Origin of the sequence: Streptococcus sp. 449_SSPC, assembly GCF_001073005.1 — a bacterium.
Lineage (GTDB): Bacteria > Bacillota > Bacilli > Lactobacillales > Streptococcaceae > Streptococcus > Streptococcus salivarius_F.
In genome coordinates this window covers 92,755-111,429 of record NZ_JVGR01000022.1, presented here as the reverse complement: position 1 = coordinate 111,429, position 18,675 = coordinate 92,755, and the positions used below count along the sequence as shown (strand labels likewise).

Annotated in this window: 18 protein-coding genes and 1 pseudogene; 17 read left to right on the top strand and 2 right to left on the bottom strand. The window is 40.9% G+C overall.

Going from position 1 to position 18,675, the window contains the following annotated elements:
• Nucleotides 1–46 precede the first annotated feature (46 nt).
• The 14 genes and pseudogenes from ADH51_RS04865 (at nucleotide 47) to ADH51_RS04795 (ending at nucleotide 12,687) form a co-directional block, all read left to right on the top strand.
• Nucleotides 47–1,390, top strand: coding sequence for a DEAD/DEAH box helicase (locus ADH51_RS04865; RefSeq protein WP_048674866.1), 1,344 nt, complete (start codon nucleotides 47–49; stop codon nucleotides 1,388–1,390).
• 95 nt (nucleotides 1,391–1,485) lie between these two features.
• The gene (locus ADH51_RS04860) at nucleotides 1,486–2,841 is read left to right on the top strand and encodes a bifunctional metallophosphatase/5'-nucleotidase (RefSeq protein ID WP_048674863.1); all 1,356 of its coding nucleotides are present in this window, start codon (nucleotides 1,486–1,488) and stop codon (nucleotides 2,839–2,841) included.
• A 54-nt stretch (nucleotides 2,842–2,895) separates the two neighbouring features.
• Entirely contained in the window at nucleotides 2,896–3,618 is a 723-nt protein-coding gene (locus tag ADH51_RS04855; RefSeq protein ID WP_048674861.1) for a YutD family protein, read from the top strand.
• Nucleotides 3,619–3,681: 63 nt separating this feature from the next.
• A complete protein-coding gene (gene rlmN, locus ADH51_RS04850) occupies nucleotides 3,682–4,791 on the top strand; it encodes a 23S rRNA (adenine(2503)-C(2))-methyltransferase RlmN (RefSeq protein WP_096832658.1) in 1,110 nt (369 codons plus the stop codon).
• A 1-nt stretch (nucleotide 4,792) separates the two neighbouring features.
• Nucleotides 4,793–5,320: a VanZ family protein gene (locus ADH51_RS04845; protein WP_022495882.1), complete on the top strand. Its 528-nt coding sequence runs from the start codon at nucleotides 4,793–4,795 to the stop codon at nucleotides 5,318–5,320.
• Between the two features lie 102 nt (nucleotides 5,321–5,422).
• A complete protein-coding gene (locus ADH51_RS04840) occupies nucleotides 5,423–5,869 on the top strand; it encodes a hypothetical protein (RefSeq protein ID WP_037611931.1) in 447 nt (148 codons plus the stop codon).
• A 63-nt stretch (nucleotides 5,870–5,932) separates the two neighbouring features.
• Nucleotides 5,933–7,693, top strand: a pseudogene (locus ADH51_RS04835) (ABC transporter ATP-binding protein).
• On the top strand, nucleotides 7,683–9,431 hold the full coding sequence (locus tag ADH51_RS04830; protein WP_002891739.1) for an ABC transporter ATP-binding protein: 1,749 nt from the start codon (nucleotides 7,683–7,685) through the stop codon (nucleotides 9,429–9,431). The pseudogene ADH51_RS04835 and the gene ADH51_RS04830 overlap by 11 nt, the downstream one beginning before the upstream one ends.
• A gap of 159 nt (nucleotides 9,432–9,590) precedes the next feature.
• On the top strand, nucleotides 9,591–9,824 hold the full coding sequence (locus ADH51_RS04825) for a Blp family class II bacteriocin (RefSeq protein WP_048674859.1): 234 nt from the start codon (nucleotides 9,591–9,593) through the stop codon (nucleotides 9,822–9,824).
• 12 nt (nucleotides 9,825–9,836) lie between these two features.
• On the top strand, nucleotides 9,837–10,025 hold the full coding sequence (locus ADH51_RS04820) for a hypothetical protein (RefSeq protein ID WP_048674855.1): 189 nt from the start codon (nucleotides 9,837–9,839) through the stop codon (nucleotides 10,023–10,025).
• Nucleotides 10,026–10,307: 282 nt separating this feature from the next.
• Nucleotides 10,308–10,709, top strand: coding sequence for a hypothetical protein (locus ADH51_RS10305; protein WP_048674851.1), 402 nt, complete (start codon nucleotides 10,308–10,310; stop codon nucleotides 10,707–10,709).
• 283 nt (nucleotides 10,710–10,992) lie between these two features.
• Entirely contained in the window at nucleotides 10,993–11,160 is a 168-nt protein-coding gene (locus ADH51_RS10100; RefSeq protein ID WP_048674846.1) for a hypothetical protein, read from the top strand.
• 606 nt (nucleotides 11,161–11,766) lie between these two features.
• The gene (locus ADH51_RS10085) at nucleotides 11,767–12,183 is read left to right on the top strand and encodes a hypothetical protein (protein ID WP_048674843.1); all 417 of its coding nucleotides are present in this window, start codon (nucleotides 11,767–11,769) and stop codon (nucleotides 12,181–12,183) included.
• A gap of 123 nt (nucleotides 12,184–12,306) precedes the next feature.
• Nucleotides 12,307–12,687 carry a hypothetical protein gene (locus tag ADH51_RS04795; RefSeq protein ID WP_048674841.1) on the top strand — a complete coding sequence of 127 codons (381 nt, stop codon included), beginning with the start codon at nucleotides 12,307–12,309 and terminating at the stop codon, nucleotides 12,685–12,687.
• Between the two features lie 78 nt (nucleotides 12,688–12,765).
• Here ADH51_RS04795 and ADH51_RS04790 read toward each other — a convergent pair whose 3' ends face one another.
• Complete coding sequence (locus ADH51_RS04790; protein ID WP_048674839.1) at nucleotides 12,766–15,033, bottom strand: Xaa-Pro dipeptidyl-peptidase; 2,268 nt, start codon at nucleotides 15,031–15,033, stop codon at nucleotides 12,766–12,768.
• A gap of 120 nt (nucleotides 15,034–15,153) precedes the next feature.
• Here ADH51_RS04790 and gla point away from each other — a divergent pair, with 120 nt between their 5' ends.
• Nucleotides 15,154–16,020: an aquaglyceroporin Gla gene (gene gla / locus ADH51_RS04785; protein ID WP_048674836.1), complete on the top strand. Its 867-nt coding sequence runs from the start codon at nucleotides 15,154–15,156 to the stop codon at nucleotides 16,018–16,020.
• A gap of 88 nt (nucleotides 16,021–16,108) precedes the next feature.
• On the opposite strand, the gene ADH51_RS09830 is transcribed toward gla, so the two are convergent.
• On the bottom strand, nucleotides 16,109–16,687 hold the full coding sequence (locus ADH51_RS09830) for a CPBP family intramembrane glutamic endopeptidase (RefSeq protein ID WP_226973127.1): 579 nt from the start codon (nucleotides 16,685–16,687) through the stop codon (nucleotides 16,109–16,111).
• 266 nt (nucleotides 16,688–16,953) lie between these two features.
• Between ADH51_RS09830 and ADH51_RS04775 the strand changes: the two genes are divergently transcribed.
• A complete protein-coding gene (locus ADH51_RS04775) occupies nucleotides 16,954–17,709 on the top strand; it encodes a CppA family protein (protein ID WP_048674834.1) in 756 nt (251 codons plus the stop codon).
• Nucleotides 17,709–18,653 (top strand): serine hydrolase domain-containing protein, encoded by a 945-nt coding sequence (locus ADH51_RS04770; RefSeq protein WP_048674831.1) that lies wholly within the window; start codon nucleotides 17,709–17,711, stop codon nucleotides 18,651–18,653. The genes ADH51_RS04775 and ADH51_RS04770 overlap by 1 nt, the downstream gene beginning before the upstream one ends.
• Nucleotides 18,654–18,675 lie beyond the last annotated feature (22 nt).

Below are 18,675 nucleotides of genomic sequence, written 5' to 3'. Positions count from 1 at the left end.
TGTTATAATGATAAGGATAGACTAGATAGAAAAGAAGTAAGTAAACATGTCATTTAAAGATTTTAATTTTAAAACATTTATTCAGGAGGCTCTTGATGAGATTAAGTTTAAGGAGCCGACGCCTGTTCAACAGAAATTGATTCCTGTAGTCCGTTCAGGTCGTGATTTGGTTGGTGAATCAAAGACGGGTTCAGGGAAAACACATACCTTCCTCTTGCCAATTTTTGAGAAGCTCAATCCAAAAAGTGGAGATGTTCAAGTTGTTATTACAGCGCCATCACGTGAATTGGCGACGCAAATTTACCAAGCGACAAAACAAATTGCCAAACACTCTGAGACTGAAATTCGTGTAGTCAATTATGTGGGTGGTACAGACAAGCAACGTCAGATTGAGAAACTCAAGGTAGCCCAACCTCATATTGTTATCGGGACACCAGGGCGTATCTATGACCTAGTTAAGTCTGGTGACTTGGCTATCCACAAGGCCCATACCTTTGTTGTTGATGAAGCTGATATGACCATGGACATGGGATTCTTGGATACTGTGGATAAGATTGCGGCAAGCCTTCCTAAAGAAGTGCAAATTTTGGTCTTCTCAGCAACCATTCCTCAAAAATTGCAGCCATTCTTGAAGAAGTATTTGACTAATCCAGTCATAGAACAAATCAAAACTTCAACAGTTATTGCAGATACCATTGATAACTGGTTGGTATCTACCAAGGGGCGAAACAAGAATGAACAGATTCTTGAGATGCTTAAGGGAATGCAGCCATATTTGGCAATGATTTTCGTTAATACCAAGGAACGTGCTGACGATTTGCACAGCTACCTAGTGTCAAATGGTCTTAAGGTTGCAAAAATTCATGGAGGTATTCCACCACGTGAACGTAAGCGTATCATGAATCAAGTCAAGAAGCTTGATTTTGAGTATATTGTAGCGACTGACCTTGCAGCGCGTGGGATTGACATTGAAGGGGTTAGCCATGTTATCAATGATGCTATCCCTCAAGATTTGTCCTTCTTTGTTCACCGTGTAGGGCGTACAGGACGTAATGGTTTGTCAGGAACAGCCATCACCCTTTATCAACCAAGTGACGACTCAGATATTCGTGAGCTTGAAAAGATGGGGATTACCTTTGACCCTAAAGTCTATAAGGACGGTGAGTTTCAAGATACTTATGACCGTGACCGTCGTGCCAACCGTGAAAAAGCCTATCAAAAACTTGATACGGAAATGATCGGTTTGGTTAAGAAGAAAAAGAAAAAAATCAAGCCTGGCTACAAGAAGAAAATTCAGTGGAAGGTTGATGAAAAACGCAAACGTGAACGTCGTGCGGCTAACCGTGCTAAGGGGCGTGCTGAGCGTAAAGCTAAGAAGCAAAGTTTCTAAGTATTGGCTTCTAGGTGTAAGAAAATTTAGATATGTAAAAACTTGGCAGAATGATTGTCAAGTTTTTTTATAGCAAAAGTGCTACAATAGGAGTCATGAAAGACAAGATTCGAATTCTTCATATCAATGATTTACACTCTCATTTTGAACAGTATCCACAACTCAAGCGAGCTGTGGATGATTTGAGTCAGACAGATAGAGAGTTGATCAAGGTAGATCTTGGGGACAATGTGGATAAGTCCCATCCCTTATCTGATGCGACAGCCGGGCGTTTTAATGTAGCCCTGATGAATGAGTTGGGGATAGACTATGCGACTATTGGAAATAATGAGGGGATTGGTCTGGCCAAGGAGGAGCTAGACTGTCTTTATGAGCAGGCTAAGTTTCAGCCGATCATAGGAAATCTCAAGGATGAGGGGAGACAACCTGAATGGGCTAAGCCCTATCTTATCCACAAAACTAAAGCAGGTACAAACATTGCTTTCTTGGCCTATACCTTCCCATATTACATCACCTATGCTCCCAACGGTTGGCAAGTGTTAGAGCCTATGGCTCGGTTGGAAGAGGATTTGGCTCGTCCCGAGGTAAGGGATGCAGATATAGTCGTCGTTCTTAGCCACCTAGGTGTACGTTATGATGAGCAGATTGCAGAGACTTATCCACAGGTAAATCTTGTCATCGGAAGCCACACGCATCACCTTTTTGAAGAGGGCAAATTAGTCAATGAAACCTATTTAGCAGCTGCTGACAGATATGGTTATTATCTTGGCTGTATTGACCTTACTGTGAAAAATGGGCAATTGATAGAGTGTCAGATTGAGGCTATCCCCACCAAGTCCTACATCTTGGATTTAGACAAGGAGGACGAAGCCTTTATCAAGGCTATGCGTGAGGAAGGCCATCGTCGTTTAGCTCAGAAAAAAGTAGCTAATCTAGGTCGAGAACTAGATTTTGATGAGACCTGTCAATTGGTTTTGCAGGCTGTTTGTCAGGAGACTCATAGCCAATTAACGCTTTTAAATACTGGACTCATCATGAAGACTTTGGGTCCTCAAGTGACCATGGCAGACCTGCAAGAAGCCCTTCCTCATCAGATGCGGATGGCTCGTCTAGTCGTGACAGGACAAGAGCTCAAAGAAATCTGTCAGGAAGTTTTTACTAAGGCTGAACTCCTTAAAAATCAAGCTATTAAAGGTATGGGATTTAGAGGGAAGACATTTGGTGAAGTAATCACGGGGAATTTTGCTTACAAAAACGGTAATTTGTTGTATAATAGAAGGGTTGTAGATTCCAATGAGAAGTTTAGTTTGGTCCTTGTGGACCAGTACTACTTTGCTTCTTACTTTCCTACAATTAAGGAAAAGGAAGTTACTCTTCTTTTTCCAGATTTGTTAAGGGAACTTGTGGCCAAGTATTTAGGAAAAAATGGTGCCAATTGGGATAAGATATAGAGACTTTATTACAGCATCATGATAGAAAATAAGAGAGAGCAGAAAGGATGGCACATGCGTAAAGAAATCTTGCCAGAAATGTTTAATTATAATAAATATCCAGGGCCAGACTTTGTGTATGTGGCTGATCTTCTGAAATCAGATGCCTGTCAGTTTACAGTTCTTGAAAATCACAAGGATGCTTTAGACGCTACCCGCTTTGGGCAACGTTTTTCTGAAATCATGCTCAAGTATGATTATATCGTTGGGGACTGGTCCAATGATCAGCTTCGCCTTAAGGGATTTTACGAGGACGAGCGCCCTAATACGCGTAAGACAGACCGCATTAGCCGATTGTCGGAGTATTTGCGTGAATACTGTGCCTTTGGTTGCGCCTACTTTATTTTGAAAAATGAAGAGCCGCAATTAATCGTCTTTGAAGAGGAGACAGAACCTCGTCGCAAGCGCCGTCGTTCTAATAATCGTCGTAATGCTTCTCAGGAATCTAGAGAGCGCAATGCTTCTCAAAAGAATAAGGGGCAAAAAGCTTCTGCTAAGCAAAAGCCAGACAAGTCCAAACGAAGAGATAGGGATCAAGAGGGTCCAAGCTTTGAGAAAATCAAGCGTCGTCCTAAGTTCAAATCTAGATCTGAGGATGGTGGTCGTGAGCGTAAGCCTAACTTCAAGAAGAGTCAGAAGCAAGCTCCAAATTCTAAAGGTCAAAACACTCCATCGAAGAAACAAAGCCAGACCAAGTCAGATGGTCAGCATTTCACAATCAGAAAAAAAGGAAATTAAACTATGTCAGAAGTAACAACACAAGCAAAACCAGAACGTCGTAAACGTCAGAAGTTAGAGGATATGGAAGGCTACAAACCTTCTATTTATGGTCTTACTCGTGACGAGTTGATTGATTGGGCTATGGAACACGGTGAAAAGAAATTCCGTGCTACTCAAATTTGGGATTGGCTCTACAAGAAGCGTGTGCAATCTTTCGAAGAAATGACTAACATTTCTAAGGATTTCATTGCTAAATTGAATGAGAATTTCTGTGTGAACCCATTGAAACAACGTATCGTTCAAGAATCTAAAGATGGTACCGTTAAATATCTTTTTGAATTGCCAGATGGTATGTTGATTGAGACGGTTTTGATGCGTCAACACTATGGTTTGTCTGTCTGTGTGACAACCCAGGTTGGATGTAACATCGGTTGTACTTTCTGTGCCAGTGGTTTGATTAAGAAACAACGTGACTTGACTGCTGGTGAGATTGTGGCGCAAATCATGTTGGTACAAAAATACTTTGACGATCGTGGCGACGGTGAACGTGTAAGCCACGTGGTTGTTATGGGTATCGGTGAGCCATTTGATAACTATGACAATGTGCTTCGTTTCTTGCGTACCATTAACAATGATAATGGTCTTGCCATTGGAGCGCGTCACATTACCGTATCAACATCTGGTTTGGCACCAAAAATCAAGGAATTTGCTAACGAAGGTGTTCAAGTTAACCTTGCCGTATCACTTCACGCGCCTAACAATGACCTTCGTTCAAGCATCATGCGTATCAACCGCTCATTCCCACTTGAAAAACTCTTTGAAGCTATCGAGTATTACATCCAAACAACCAACCGTCGTGTAACTTTTGAGTATATCATGCTTAATGAGGTCAATGACCATCCTGAAAATGCACAAGAGTTGGCTGATTTGACTAAGAAAATCCGTAAGTTGTCATACATCAACTTGATTCCATATAACCCAGTATCAGAGCACGACCAATATAGCCGTTCAACGAAAGAACGTGTGGCTGCCTTCTACGATGTGCTCAAGAAAAATGGGGTTAACTGCGTGGTTCGTCAAGAGCACGGTACAGATATCGATGCTGCTTGTGGACAATTGCGTTCAAACACTATGAAACGCGACCGTCAAAAGGCAGTGGCAGAAGCTTCTGGTAAATCAGAAGGTAAGTAAGATGTTTCGGCTTAAGACTTGGGTAGATAAGGATGGAGAACTGACACCAAAAGGAAGAAAGCTAAGCCGAGTTTTGGTCTGTGCTTATCTCCTTTGTTTAGTGCTCCTATGTTGGACACCCCAGTACGGGCTAGTTGAAGGTGTTGAAACCCCTGGTATTCAACATTTTGGTCGTGTCGTGGTCCTATTAACCCCATTCAATAGTTTGACCAACTTTTATCAGCTAGATAGTCTTAAAGAGATTGTCTTTGTCCTTGGGCAAAATGTGACCAATATTTTCTTGCTTAGTCCGCTGATTTTAGGGCTTTTAGCCTTGTACCCCAGATTCAGGTCTTGGAAAAAGGTCCTTTTAGCGACCTTTGTCATGTCTTTGACGATTGAGGTTGGACAAGTTATTCTAGACCTTCTCATTGATGCTAATCGTGTCTTTGAGTTAGATGATTTATGGACCAATACTTTGGGTGGTTTGGTGGCACTGGGTGTCTACCACCTTCTTGTAAAACTGATTCAAACGCATTTTAAAGAGTAAAAAACCTGGGAGCTTACGCGTCTCAGGTTTCACTTATTTTCTATCATACAAATACAACATATTCAAAAGAGGGAAAAATGAATAAACACGTTTGGAGAAATAATGAAACACTTAATGATGACAGTAGTCACCGTATTAACGTTAGGAGCAACAATGACGATGGTTAAGGCAGATACTTATCAAAGTGGCCGTGATGCCGATATCATGCGAGAAAGAGGACAGGTTTGGAATTATTCTGAGCCTAAGAGAGAGCCTCAATTAGCCAACTACAACACCGATGGTCGCTATCTCAGTGAGGCTACTAATTTTGAATTGTACAATTTTGTCAGAGAGTATAAGACATCTGATGAAATCAGACGCATTTGGAGCCCTAAGAAAGATGAATCCGTTATCCATGATAAGGATAGCTACTCTATGGATGGTGGGAACAAGGTATATAATTTTGATTCCTTTGCTTATCAATTGCCAGAGTCTACTGATTTTGGGAAGTTATCTTATATTGGTCACTTTCAGTTAGAAGATGGCACAATCTATCGCTATTGGAAGTAACCTTATCATACGAGACTTATACGAGGTCTATTATTAACCATTTGTAAGGATAGGAGGAGTAACTTGTCTTTTAAAGAATCAATCATTGCAAAACTTTGGTGGTTTTTCAAGTTAGAAAAACGTCGTTATATTGTCGGGATCTTGGCACTGAGTCTGGTTTCGGTTCTCAATCTAATTCCTCCTATGGTTATGGGGCGGGTCATTGATGCTATCACATCGGGAAAATTGACCAATCAGATCTTGCTTCTGAATCTCGTATATTTGCTTTTGGCAGCTCTGGGGATGTACTATTTGCGCTATGTTTGGCGCATGTATATCTTGGCGACTTCTTATCGCTTAGGCCAGATTATGCGTTCACGCCTTTTTGAGCATTTTACTAAGATGTCGCCTTCTTTTTATCAAAAGTACTGAACTGGGGACCTCATGGCCCATGCAACCAATGATATCAACTCTTTAACCCGCTTGGCTGGCGGGGGCGTCATGTCAGCCGTGGATGCCTCTATCACAGCCTTGGTAACCCTAATCACCATGTTTTTCAGCATTTCCTGGCAGATGACACTGGTGGCTGTCTTACCCCTCCCCTTCATGGCTTTTGCGACTAGTCGTTTAGGACGCAAGACCCATAAAGCTTTTGGAGAATCCCAGGCAGCCTTTTCAGAACTTAATAATAAGGTCCAAGAGTCGGTATCAGGTATCAAGGTAACCAAGTCTTTTGGCTATCAGGAGGCTGAGCTTCAGTCCTTCCAAGAGACCAATAAGATGACCTTTAAAAAGAATATGCATACCATGAAGTATGATAGCCTTTTTGATCCTTTGGTCTTACTCTTTGTTGGCTCATCCTATGTTTTGACCCTTCTTGTCGGTGCCTTTATGATTCAGGCTGGTCAGATAACGGTCGGAAATTTGGTAACCTTCATTACCTATTTGGACATGCTGGTTTGGCCTCTAATGGCCATTGGCTTCCTCTTTAATATCACACAGAGAGGAAATGTGTCCTACCAACGTATTGAAAATCTTCTGGAGCAGGAATCAGATGTTCAAGATCCTGCGCACCCTCTCCCAAGTATTGAAAATGGTCGCTTAGAATATGCGATTGACCGCTTTGCCTTTGAGGATGAGGATACTTTGAGAGATATTCATTTCACCTTGGACAAGGGGCAAACCCTTGGTTTGGTTGGACAGACTGGCTCAGGAAAGACGGCCCTTGTCAAGTTGCTCTTGCGGGAGCACGATGTTAATCAAGGAGCCATCTATTTGAATGGTCATAACATCCGAGATTATCGCCTATCAGACTTGCGTAGCTTGATGGGCTATGTTCCTCAAGACCAGTTTCTCTTTGCCAGCTCCATTTTAGACAATATCTGCTTTGGTAATCCGGATCTCTCCTTTGACAAGGTAGAAGAAGCGACTAAGTTAGCTCAAGTTTATGATGACATCAAGGATATGCCTGAAGGCTTTGAAACAATCATTGGTGAAAAGGGTGTCAGCCTATCAGGCGGTCAAAAACAACGTCTGGCCATGAGTCGGGCCATGATTTTGGATCCAGATATTTTGATTTTGGACGACTCCCTATCTGCGGTTGATGCCAAGACAGAATATGCTATTATTGACAATCTCAAACATACCCGCAAGGACAAGACAACTATCATTACCGCCCATCGTCTGAGTGCGGTGGTGCACGCTGACCTTATCTTAGTCATGCAGGATGGTCGTATCATTGAACGTGGCCGTCATGAGGATTTGCTAGCTCAGGGTGGTTGGTATGCCAAGACCTATGAGTCTCAACAGTTAGAAATGGAAGGAGGAGAAGAAGATGATGCCTAATCAAAACCAATGGTCTGTGTTTAAGCGTCTCTTGACCTATCTCAAGCCTTACAAATTCTTGACCTTTCTAGCTTTAGCCTTCCTCTTGTCCACAACGGTTATCAAGAGTATTATTCCCCTTGTGGCCTCTTATTTTATTGACCACTATCTTCATGATATGAATCAGGCGGCAAGTTTAATTCTGATTGGTTACTATGGTCTTTATCTTTTGCAGACACTAGTTCAGTATTTGGGAAATCTCTTTTTTGCGCGTGTGTCCTACAGCATTGTCAGGGATATTCGCCGAGATGCCTTTGCCAATATGGAGAAACTAGGCATGTCTTACTTTGACAAAACTCCAGCAGGCTCTATCGTTTCCCGCTTGACCAATGATACAGAGACTATTAGTGAGATGTTCTCAGGGATTCTGTCTAGCTTTATTTCGGCTATCTTTATATTTGTTACCACCCTTTACACCATGATGATCTTGGACATTCGTCTGACCGGGCTTATTGTGCTCTTTCTTCCTCTGATTGTTCTTTTGGTTAATCTCTACCGCAAAAAATCAGTGGTCATCATTGAAAAGACCAGAGCCTTGCTTTCAGATATAAATGCCAAACTGTCAGAGAGTATCGAAGGGATTCGCATCATTCAGGCCTTTAACCAAGAGAAACGCCTCAAAAAAGAGTTTGATGCCATTAATGAGGAACACCTGATTTACGCCAGCCGTTCCATGTCACTGGATTCTCTCTTTCTACGCCCAGCCATGAGTTTACTGAAGCTCCTGGGCTATGCTGTTCTCATGGCCTACTTTGGCTACCGAGGTATCTATTTGGGCATCACAGCGGGGACCATGTATGCCTTTATCCAGTACATTAACCGCCTCTTTGATCCCTTGATTGAAGTGACACAAAACTTCTCAACCTTGCAAACCTCGATGGTCTCAGCAGGTCGGGTCTTCGCCTTGATCGACGAGCGCACCTATGAACCTGAGCAGAGAGGCACAGATGCCAAGGTTACTGAGGGGAATATTCGCTTTGAAAATGTCTCCTTCTCCTATGATGGCAAGCACCAGATTTTAGATAGTATTTCCTTCTCTGTCAATAAAGGAGAAACCATCGCCTTTGTCGGTTCTACAGGTTCCGGAAAATCCTCTATTATCAATGTCTTTATGCGTTTCTATGAGTTCCAATCAGGACGAGTTCTTCTTGACGGTGTGGATATTCGCGATTATAGTCAGGCAGAGCTACGTAAGAACATTGGTCTTGTCCTTCAGGAACCCTTTCTCTATCATGGTACAATCAAATCCAATATTGCCATGTATCAAGATTTAACTGATGAAGAAATCAAAGCCGCTGCTGAGTTTGTGGATGCCAACCACTTTATCGACAAACTTCCAGAAGGTTATGAAGCTCCAGTTTCCGAACGAGGTTCAAGTTTTTCAACCGGTCAACGTCAGCTTCTAGCCTTTGCTAGGACCGTTGCTAGTCAGCCTAAAATCTTGATTTTGGATGAAGCGACAGCCAATATTGATTCGGAGACAGAGGCTATTGTCCAAAACTCTCTAGCAAAAATGCGTCAAGGACGTACAACCATTGCCATTGCCCACCGCCTATCGACTATCCAAGATGCCAACTGCATCTATGTCTTAGACAAGGGCCGCATCATCGAACACGGTAGCCACGAGGAACTCCTAGCCCTTGGTGGTACCTATCATAAGATGTACAGCCTACAAGCAGGTGCAATGGAAGGAGCGTAAGCTAATCTAGACCATAGATTTTATATTCGAAAAGATTTCTTAAAAATCAAAATCGAGTAGTGACATTTATGTCACTACTTTTTTGTTGGCCTACAACTTATAATAAAACCATAGCTTGAGAGAAAAAGCTAAAAAATAATATTTTAGGAGGTTGTTAGAATGACAACACAAACAATGAACAATTTTGAAACACTCGATCTCGAGGCACTTGCAAACGTTGAAGGTGGAAATAGATGTAAAGATTTAATCTTTGGAGGAGCTTTAACTGGCGCAGGTGCTGGATTTACAGGTGGTATGGCAGCATTTGGTGTTACAGCATTTCCAGGAGCATTTGTAGGAGCACATGTTGGAGCAGTTGCTGGTGGGCTAGCATGTATCGGAGCGAGCTTTTAGAGAGGTTAAAAAATGAATGTGACTAAGTATAATAAGATGTGCGATGCTGAGCTAGAAATTATTTCTGGTGGTGTGAAAGTTGGAGCAGTAATTGGTGGCTGTCTAGGTGGTATGCTCATGGCATGGGCAGCAGGACCTGTTTCCGCAGGGGGTTATACTATGATATGTGCTACTTCGGGGCTTGCAAATGCTTATTTTTGATGTTCCCGAAGTAAAATTATTCTTGCTGATAATAGCGGAGATTATATTATATTTGATTGCATATCTTAGTAATAGAAAAAACAAAGATATGTATATTCGCCTATTTAAAGTATCAGTACTAATGACGCTACTGTATTACATCTCCAGTAGAATGTAATCGCTAAGGTCTTTTTTGAGATCTTACAGCAGTATAAAAAAATACAGAAAGGAATAGAGTTTAATGTAATAGCTTATTCAGTTTACAAGACTGACTGAGGTTATTCATAATTTAGGTGTTTTATCATGAAGTTAAAGAATGTTAGTTCGAGAGTATTGCGATTTTCTAGGGTCGTCACTGCTGTACTGGCAGTTTTCCTTATAAGTACCAGTATTTCTCTCTACAAAAGCAAGACCTCTCCAGAGATTTGGTTAGCAGTCGGAGCACTAGCTTTAGTAGTCATTTTTGTAAATGGGCTGCTCTACCATATTCTTAAGAAGCGTCCAGATTCAGTGAATCCGTTAACAATACGGCAGTCCTTCATTGTCTTTCTGGTCATCTCATTTCTAGTGCTTTGTGTAGAGTTTTACACATTACTTACATTCAGTGATACCACAGACCGTATAGTACTAGCCGTATTAATGCTTTTGTTAATCCTCTGTGATTTTCTAGCTTATTTGCAAGTCAAAAAATATTTTAAAAGATAAAAGGTATCTATAATCATGACTAAAAAACACCTAGTATCTCTAATGATGTCTATGGGCTTCATCCTTGTTGCCTTACATAACTTGGGAGAAAAACTGAATTTTGGACTTCAATGCCTAAATATTATTGGGTTATGTCTTTTTCTCTTTCTTATGTGTACGATTATCAAGGATATAAGGTCAGACAAGTAGTGACATTTATGTCACTACTTTTTTATCGGCTTCCAATCTATAATAAAAATCATAGCTTTGCACAGAAAGCTAAAAACACTTTAAGGAGAAAAGTATGTTCAAAAACTCAAAACCGTATTTACTGGCTACCATTCTCATCGGAATGGGCCTCGCTAATCTATTTAGAAGTTTGGATGCAGTCCACCATACCATTAACTTGTTGGGGCTAACCTTGCTTCTTTATAGTCTGCTTTTTAAAAAATGGACACAATTTAAGAAATAATGTTGAGTCCTAGATAATCCGATTACTTGTGTTTTGTCACTATCTTGAGAGGAAAAGACTCTAAAGCTCACTCTAACCCCACCATTCAGAAAATATAGTAACCGTTTGTGACATTATTCAATTTACGTTGCATAAAAGTGTTATAATAAGAAAGTGATTAATGAAACATGTGAAAATTAGAGTGAATTTCCAATGTTTGAAGGATATTCTTCTATCGTATAGACAAAACTTGCAGGGTCTGGGTCTTCAAAAAATGTCGTGAAAGGAGGATTACTATTGGAACAATCTGTTATTTCTAGAAAATATATAAAATTTATCCTACAATTTATCTTGGCTGTCTGTATTCAATGTGTGATAACATTTTTCTGGCATCAAGAAAGAACATTTTTATTTTATACCTTGTCACTTTATGTTTCTTCATCGCTCTCTGATGATCTTAGTCAGCTGATTTGTAGAAATGAGAAGTGATGTCGTTACTCTAATCTGTCACGATTAATGTGATATTTACGAGGTTTTAGCTATTCTAGATTCAGAAATAATAGCCAATCATTTCTATGATAATACCTTATAATTTGTTTAAATAGTCCTAGTAAAAAAGGAGTTAAAATGGTGATATTACAAAAATTTAGTTCTGCTGTGTTACGTTCGTTACGTGTCGTATCAGCAATCCTAGGAGTAGTCATTGGGAATATAGCTTTAAATACTCTATCTAGTCAGCATCCAATCTGGATTTGGCTACCTCTGGCATTGCTATCAATCTTTTTACTTGTGTTGCCCCTGTTGATTAAGCAAGAGCTTGACCGTCGTCCACTTGAAGAACGACAGTTTACTCTTAAACAAATTTACGCTGGTATGGGCTTGGCGCATTTGGCTATAATTTTAGCTGGTATTTATCGTTTGCTGACGGTGAGAGATGCCGAATGGCGTCTAATCATTATTGTTGTGATTGTTTTGGATATTTGTTTGCTAGCTTTTCTGACACCTAGAGTGCTTAAAGTTATTAAACAAAGTGAACGAGGCTAGAATTCAGTTTATGATAGACACGCCTATAAAAATTGCGATGCTGTAAGTTCTTATCTATGCTTTGGTAACTTTCTAGGTGTTGTGAAAACTTTCTGTTTGAGAGAACTGTGAGGTTTAAGTTTTATGTCAAAAAATCTACGTGCCATTACGGCCATTGTTTTGTCCCAATTGCTTATTGAGTGGATGGGATTCTTTTTAGGTATTCCTCTAAGTAAGATTCTGGTTTTAACAGTACTTAGCAGTCTAGCAGAGATTTTGATGCATCTTTTCCTAATCAAAAAATCTAAAGTTACTTTGGGCGATAAAGAGATATGGCATCAATACTTTTTATTCTTTAAGAAGACGCTGTGGCTCTCCATTTTGTTAGTTGCCATTTTACTTTTTTATACGCTGACTAAATCTGATAGCTTTATGCTTTATTTTTACTGGCATATCTTTGTGTTGTTCCACTGTCTTGGCTACATCATTTGTTTAAATAACATTAAAATGAATCGTAAAAATTGAAGACTAAATCTTGTTTATTTCCACACAATAAAAAAATCCCATGGGAGTTCTCATCCTATGGGATTTTTGCGATAAAGACTAATAAGGCAATGTCATCTGACTTTGGCTTAGGTCCACAGTTAATTCGTAGTCACTATTGTCACGAATGGTGTGCTCAAAGTCTGTGGTATAGAGAACAAGTCGGAGTTTGTCGCCCTTGTTGAGTTTGTAGATGGTTGGTTGCAAATCCAAACCGATAGTCATCCATTCATTTGGAGTGACATCCTCAATGGTGAGGAGGTCTTTACGATTTTGCAGGTTAAGGTGTCCCTTGGTAATGACACGGTATTTTGCCTGCTTGAATGGCAATTCACGTAAGGCTTCTTCCTTGAAGAGACGGCCATTATCTAAATTCATGCGTTTGAGTGCGGGAATAGGTGCGAGATACTTCTTGTCACCCATTTCCAGAACTTGGGCCGAAATGAGACCACGGTTTGTGCTAGATTTGACTTTGAGCTCTAGATGGACACGGCCATTAATCTGGATGTCTTGGTCCAGTTCAAAGTCCAAGGTAATGGCATTGGCTTTGTCTGCAAAGAGGGCATCCTTGAAGCTTTGGTATGCTTTACCGTATTTGGTGAAGGTTTCCTCTTTATAATGGTTAGCGATGCTGGCTTCAGTCTCACCAAGCTGAATGCTTTTACCATTGTCGTGTCCAAAGTTATCGAGAACTTCCCAGGTCTGTTCAGACTGGTTGTTTTGCCAGATAACAGTAGGCAGTGTGTAGCCATTCTCCAAACCAAGGAGTTTCTGACAAATCAAGGCGTTCATGCTTTCTCGGAAGTCAATAGACTGCCAAGCATTCATGTAAACGTGGGCACCATTGTGGAAGAAGAGGTGTTTTTCAAGAGAGTCTGGAAGAGCATTGAACATTTGATAGACGTTAATCGGTTTGACATTCCAATCTTGGCTACCATGTGTAAAGACAACAGTAGCTTTAACACGGTCTGCGAACTGCACATAGTTACGGTCATGCCAGAACTGGCTATAATCACCATGCTTACGGTCAATGGCTGTGCTTAGCTCTTTGAGGTAGGCTTGGTAGTCTTTTTGGTGGCGTAGGTATTCTCCAGCTAATAGGGCACGAGAATAGGTAAATTCAGTCAAGGTGTCGAGATCTTCACCAGGATAGCCTCCAGGACTGACGAGGAGTCCATTTTCACGATAGTAGTCGTACCAAGAAGAAATACCTGCTTCAGCGATAACCATCTCCAAACCGTCAACACCAGTTGTAGCAAGGGCGTTGGACATGGTACCCAAGTATGAAAGTCCAGTAGTAGTCACCTTACCAGATGCCCAATCTGCAGTGATGGTATGCTGTCTGCTACGGCTAGTAAAGGCGCGTGCACGACCATTGAGCCAGTCGATGACAGCTTTATAGGCCAGAACTTGCTGATAGTCTCCAGAGGTCATGAAGCCTTCAGAATTGAAGGTACCGACACCCGACACATAGATAGAAGCCACACCACGAGCCAACATGTAATCGTTAAGCGTGTAGGTATCTGTGTGAGCAAAACGCTCCTGAGCCTTCGTGACAGGATTGATAGGCGTAAGGTCTGCCTCTGGTGTCTTGATTTCTGGTTGGCTAAGGGAGATTTCACCTGTTGGTTTGACGAGCAAATCACCTTCCATCTTGTGGGTAAGCTTGTCTGAAGCAGGCTCGTTAGTCCCTTGTTGATAAGGACTTGCGGTCATCATGGCTGGAACTGGGAAGTCCACATCAGGACGTAAGATAGTTACCTTGACCAAATCTAACTGTCCATCTTGATCGGTATCTACAGGTGTTTCGACATAAACCACCTCACGGTGAAGCTGATTAGTGTCAAATGTTGCCAAGCTCTTACCATTAAAGAAGACGTAGTTATTACTTACAGGAATCAAATCCTGAGCTACTAACTGATCAATTAAGGTATTGCCAGACTGTGTGCGTGTTGCTAGCAATTGATGGAGGTTATTAAGGCTACCATCAAAAGTAATTGGAAAAGCCATTTCCTCTAGGAAAGCAGCACTGTCTGTAAAGTCCACATTAGGGACAAATCCTAGCATTTGAAGAGCTACCAAACCAAAGACGTCAGCAGTCAAAGGACGGTCTGATTGGAAGAAGGTTAGGAGATCAGTCTCTGTATCAGCGATCCAATTTTTCAAAGCCAAATCAGTATCTTCAAAGAAAAGGAAGTGCTTGCGAACAAAAGCCTCAAAATTGGCTTTGGCACTGGCATCTAGAGAGACTTCAAAGCCTAAAGAACGAAGTTCCTGACAAGCAATTTCAGGACTAACAGGGATGTAACTAAACTGGTTAAATTTCATATTTAAAAACCTCAAAAAGAATACATAAACATTTCAGAAATATCTTTACATCAGACATTATACTTGATAAAATGATAGATGTCTAAATTATTGTAAAATCGAAAGGAAATAAAGAGACAAATGAATGATTTTCTAAAAGAAGCGCTCAGCAGTGAATGGGTCTTGAAATACCTCACTGAGTTTATCGCGACTGCTTTTCTTGTAGCCCTTGGTAATGGTGCCGTTGCCAACGTTGAGCTTAAGGGAACAAAAGGTAACAAATCTGGTTGGATTGTAATCGCCTTTGGTTATGGTTTTGGTGTTATGATGCCAGCCCTTATGTTTGGTGATGTTTCTGGTAACCACATCAACCCTGCCTTCACACTTGGACTTGCTGCATCTGGCTTGTTCTCATGGGTGGGTGTTCCTGGATACCTTATTGCACAACTTCTTGGTGCCTTTGTAGGTCAAGCTATCGTGGTTTGGGTTCACCAACCTTACTATGTACAAACTGAGAATCCAAACAATATTCTTGGTACTTTCTCAACGATTTCAGCAGTTGACGATCATGACGACACTCCAGAAAATCGTAATCGTGCATGGGCTAACGGTTTTGCCAACGAGTTTGCAGGTTCATTCCTTCTCTTCTTTGGTGCTCTTGCCTTGACTAATAACTACTTTGGTCACAAATTGGTCTCACAAGCAGTCCAATATGGGTATGATAAAGAAGCTGTAACAGGCCAAATGGCGAATGGATCTCTTGCTGTAGCTCACATCGGTGTTGGTTTCTTGGTTTGTGCCTTGGTTCTCTCATTTGGTGGACCTACAGGACCAGCCCTTAACCCAGCCCGTGACTTGATGCCACGTCTTCTTCACCACATCTTGCCAACATCAGTTCTTGGTGAGCACAAAGGTGATTCTAAATGGTGGTATTCATGGGTCCCAGTTGTGGCTCCAATCCTTGCAGGGATTTTGGCTGTATACTTGTTCAAAGCCCTCTACCTTTAATCAATATAAAAAAATCTGAAGTTCAAGCTTCAGATTTTTTTATGCTTAAAATTTTGAGAGCAACAAAAAACTGAGAAAGCATTCTCAGTTACATAGGAGTAGTTATAACCAGAATTGTAGCACCTAAGGTGTAAAGGTTCCACAAAACATGAAGTGTGATACTTGTAGATAAGTTCTCTCTTTTTTGGTAGACCATAGAGAGGGCCAAACCCATTCCGATATAAAGGAGGAGATGGGCAAGATTGGTAGGCATGTGGAAGAGACAAAAGAGACCAGAACTCACTAAAACAGCTACTGTTGAATAAGGCGACAACCAAGTGAAAATCCACTTACGAAAGAGTAGTTCTTGTAGGAAGGCTGTAGTCATCATACCAATCGCTACAGGTAGGATAGGTATGGTTGTTAGGGTCTTTTGAAGTTCTGCATGGTAGTTGGTGTGGGTCAGTAACATGAGGTTACTTCCGATAAGTCCCATCAAGAAGATAATGACAAAGCCCCAGATAATGGCTTTGATGTCCTTTCGATTTAAGCTAAAGCTGTGAATCAATCTTTCGCTTTTAGCCCAAAGATAGGTAATATAAAAAATAATGAGGTTGACAGCGATAATCCCCCAGCTTTCAAGGCTAGTGAAGGTCAACCCAGTCTGATTGTTATATAAGGTTGTCATACCTAAGGTGATGTTTGGGATAGCTATCATCAGCAGTAAAAAAAATCCCTGATAGGCATGTCTAAATGCCAGATTATTGACAAGAGTTTTCATAGACTCTATTATACTCTAAAATGAGGGAAATGCTAGCCCAAAAGTGAAGATAATGTAATGACTTTCATAATTTGTGTGAAATAAAGTGAAAAAATTACAATCCTGTTTTTTCTTAGGAAAATCCTTGTCACACAGGCTCTTTTCGGATAAAATAGAGAAGAATGGAGGTTGTCATGACGCAATCAGGGAATTTTAAGTTTCATACACCAATTTTTCGTGTAAATAACAGACAAGAAAATATTGATTTTTACCAAAATACATTAGGATTTAAGCTTTTGACTGAGGAAAATGCCCTTGCGGTCTTCACAGATTGGACAGACCGTAACTCACTTTTTGTGATTGAGGAGTCACCAGCTTATCGTTGTCGCGCTGTTGAAGGTCCTAAGAAAATTAATAAAGTGGTCATTAAAGTTTCAAATCCACTTGAGATTGAATACCTTTTGGCGCGTGATGATCACCAAGCCAAGGCTATTTTCCAAGGGGAAAAGGGCTATGCCTTTGAAACAATCTCACCTGAGAATGGTCTTATTTTGATGCATGCCGAAGATGACTTGTCTACTCTTAAGACAGTTGAATACGCAGATGTTGAAGAAAAAGAAGATTTCAAAGGAGTGTCAGACTTTACGGTTGAGTCTTTGACCTTGAACGTTGTTGATACAGCCCAAGCAGCTTTCTTCTACGATAATCTTTTTGGCGAAGAATTGCCTTTGTCTATCCACTTTGAAAAAGCAGAAGGTCCTGACCTCCAAGTGAGTCCAGACCAAACTTGGGATTTGGAAATTCTAGAGTTTAAGGTAGCAGAAGACTATGACTTGCTTGCCTTGCATGATAAACTTGAAAAAGAACAGTTCTCTAGTTACCTAGACAGCAAAGGGAACTTGCTCGCACTCACTGACATGAGCAATATTGAGGTTTGGTTTACAAAGTAATGACTAATTTTCAACAAACATTGTCAACAATTACAGACTACATCAAGGCTGACATCTTTCCAGGTGCCAGCCTTGCACTTTATGACGGACAAGATTGGCAGGAGCATTATCTAGGAACTCAGGATGGAAATCATCCGGTAGTTCCAGGACTGACCTATGATCTGGCTAGTGTTTCCAAGGTAGTCGGAGTTGGGACCCTCTGTCTTTTCTACTTGCAGGCTGGAAAATTGGACTTGGATGAGAAACTATCGACTTACTATCCTGAAGTAGTGGATAAGACGTTAACCCTTCGTCAGCTTCTTTCTCACAGTAGCGGAATTGATCCTTTTATTCCAAATCGTGATGACTTAGACCAAGCTGGCTTGATTGCTGCTATTAATGCTATCAAAGTTAAGGCTGATAAACCTTTCTTGTATACAGATATTAATTTTATTCTCCTAGGTTTGATGCTTGAGAAAGTCTCAGGACAAACACTGGATAAGCTTTTTGACTCCGAAATTTTCCAACCGTTTGGTATGTCTGAAACACGGTTTGGGCCAGTTGACCTTGCTGTTCCAACTGTTGAGGGGGTTCCGGGTGGGACTGTTCATGATCCCAAGGCTCGAGTTCTCAAAGAACACACAGGGTCGGCAGGTCTCTTTTCAACCTTAAAAGACTTAGAGATTTTTGTTAACCACTATTTGACGGATGATTTTGCTAAAAATATGACGCAGAATATCAGCCAATCCAACAAGGAACGTAGTGTCGCTTGGGACCTTCAAGGAGAGTGGATTCTTCATACTGGTTATACAGGTACCTTTGTTCTGATTAACATCCCAGCTCAACGTGCGGCGATTTTCCTCAGTAATCGTACTTACTACAAGGATGAGAGAGCTCAATGGATTAAGGACAGAGATGTTTTAATTGAGATAATGAAGAAGGAGTTGGTACATTCTGACAAATAAAAATAGAAGAGGGACATCTTTT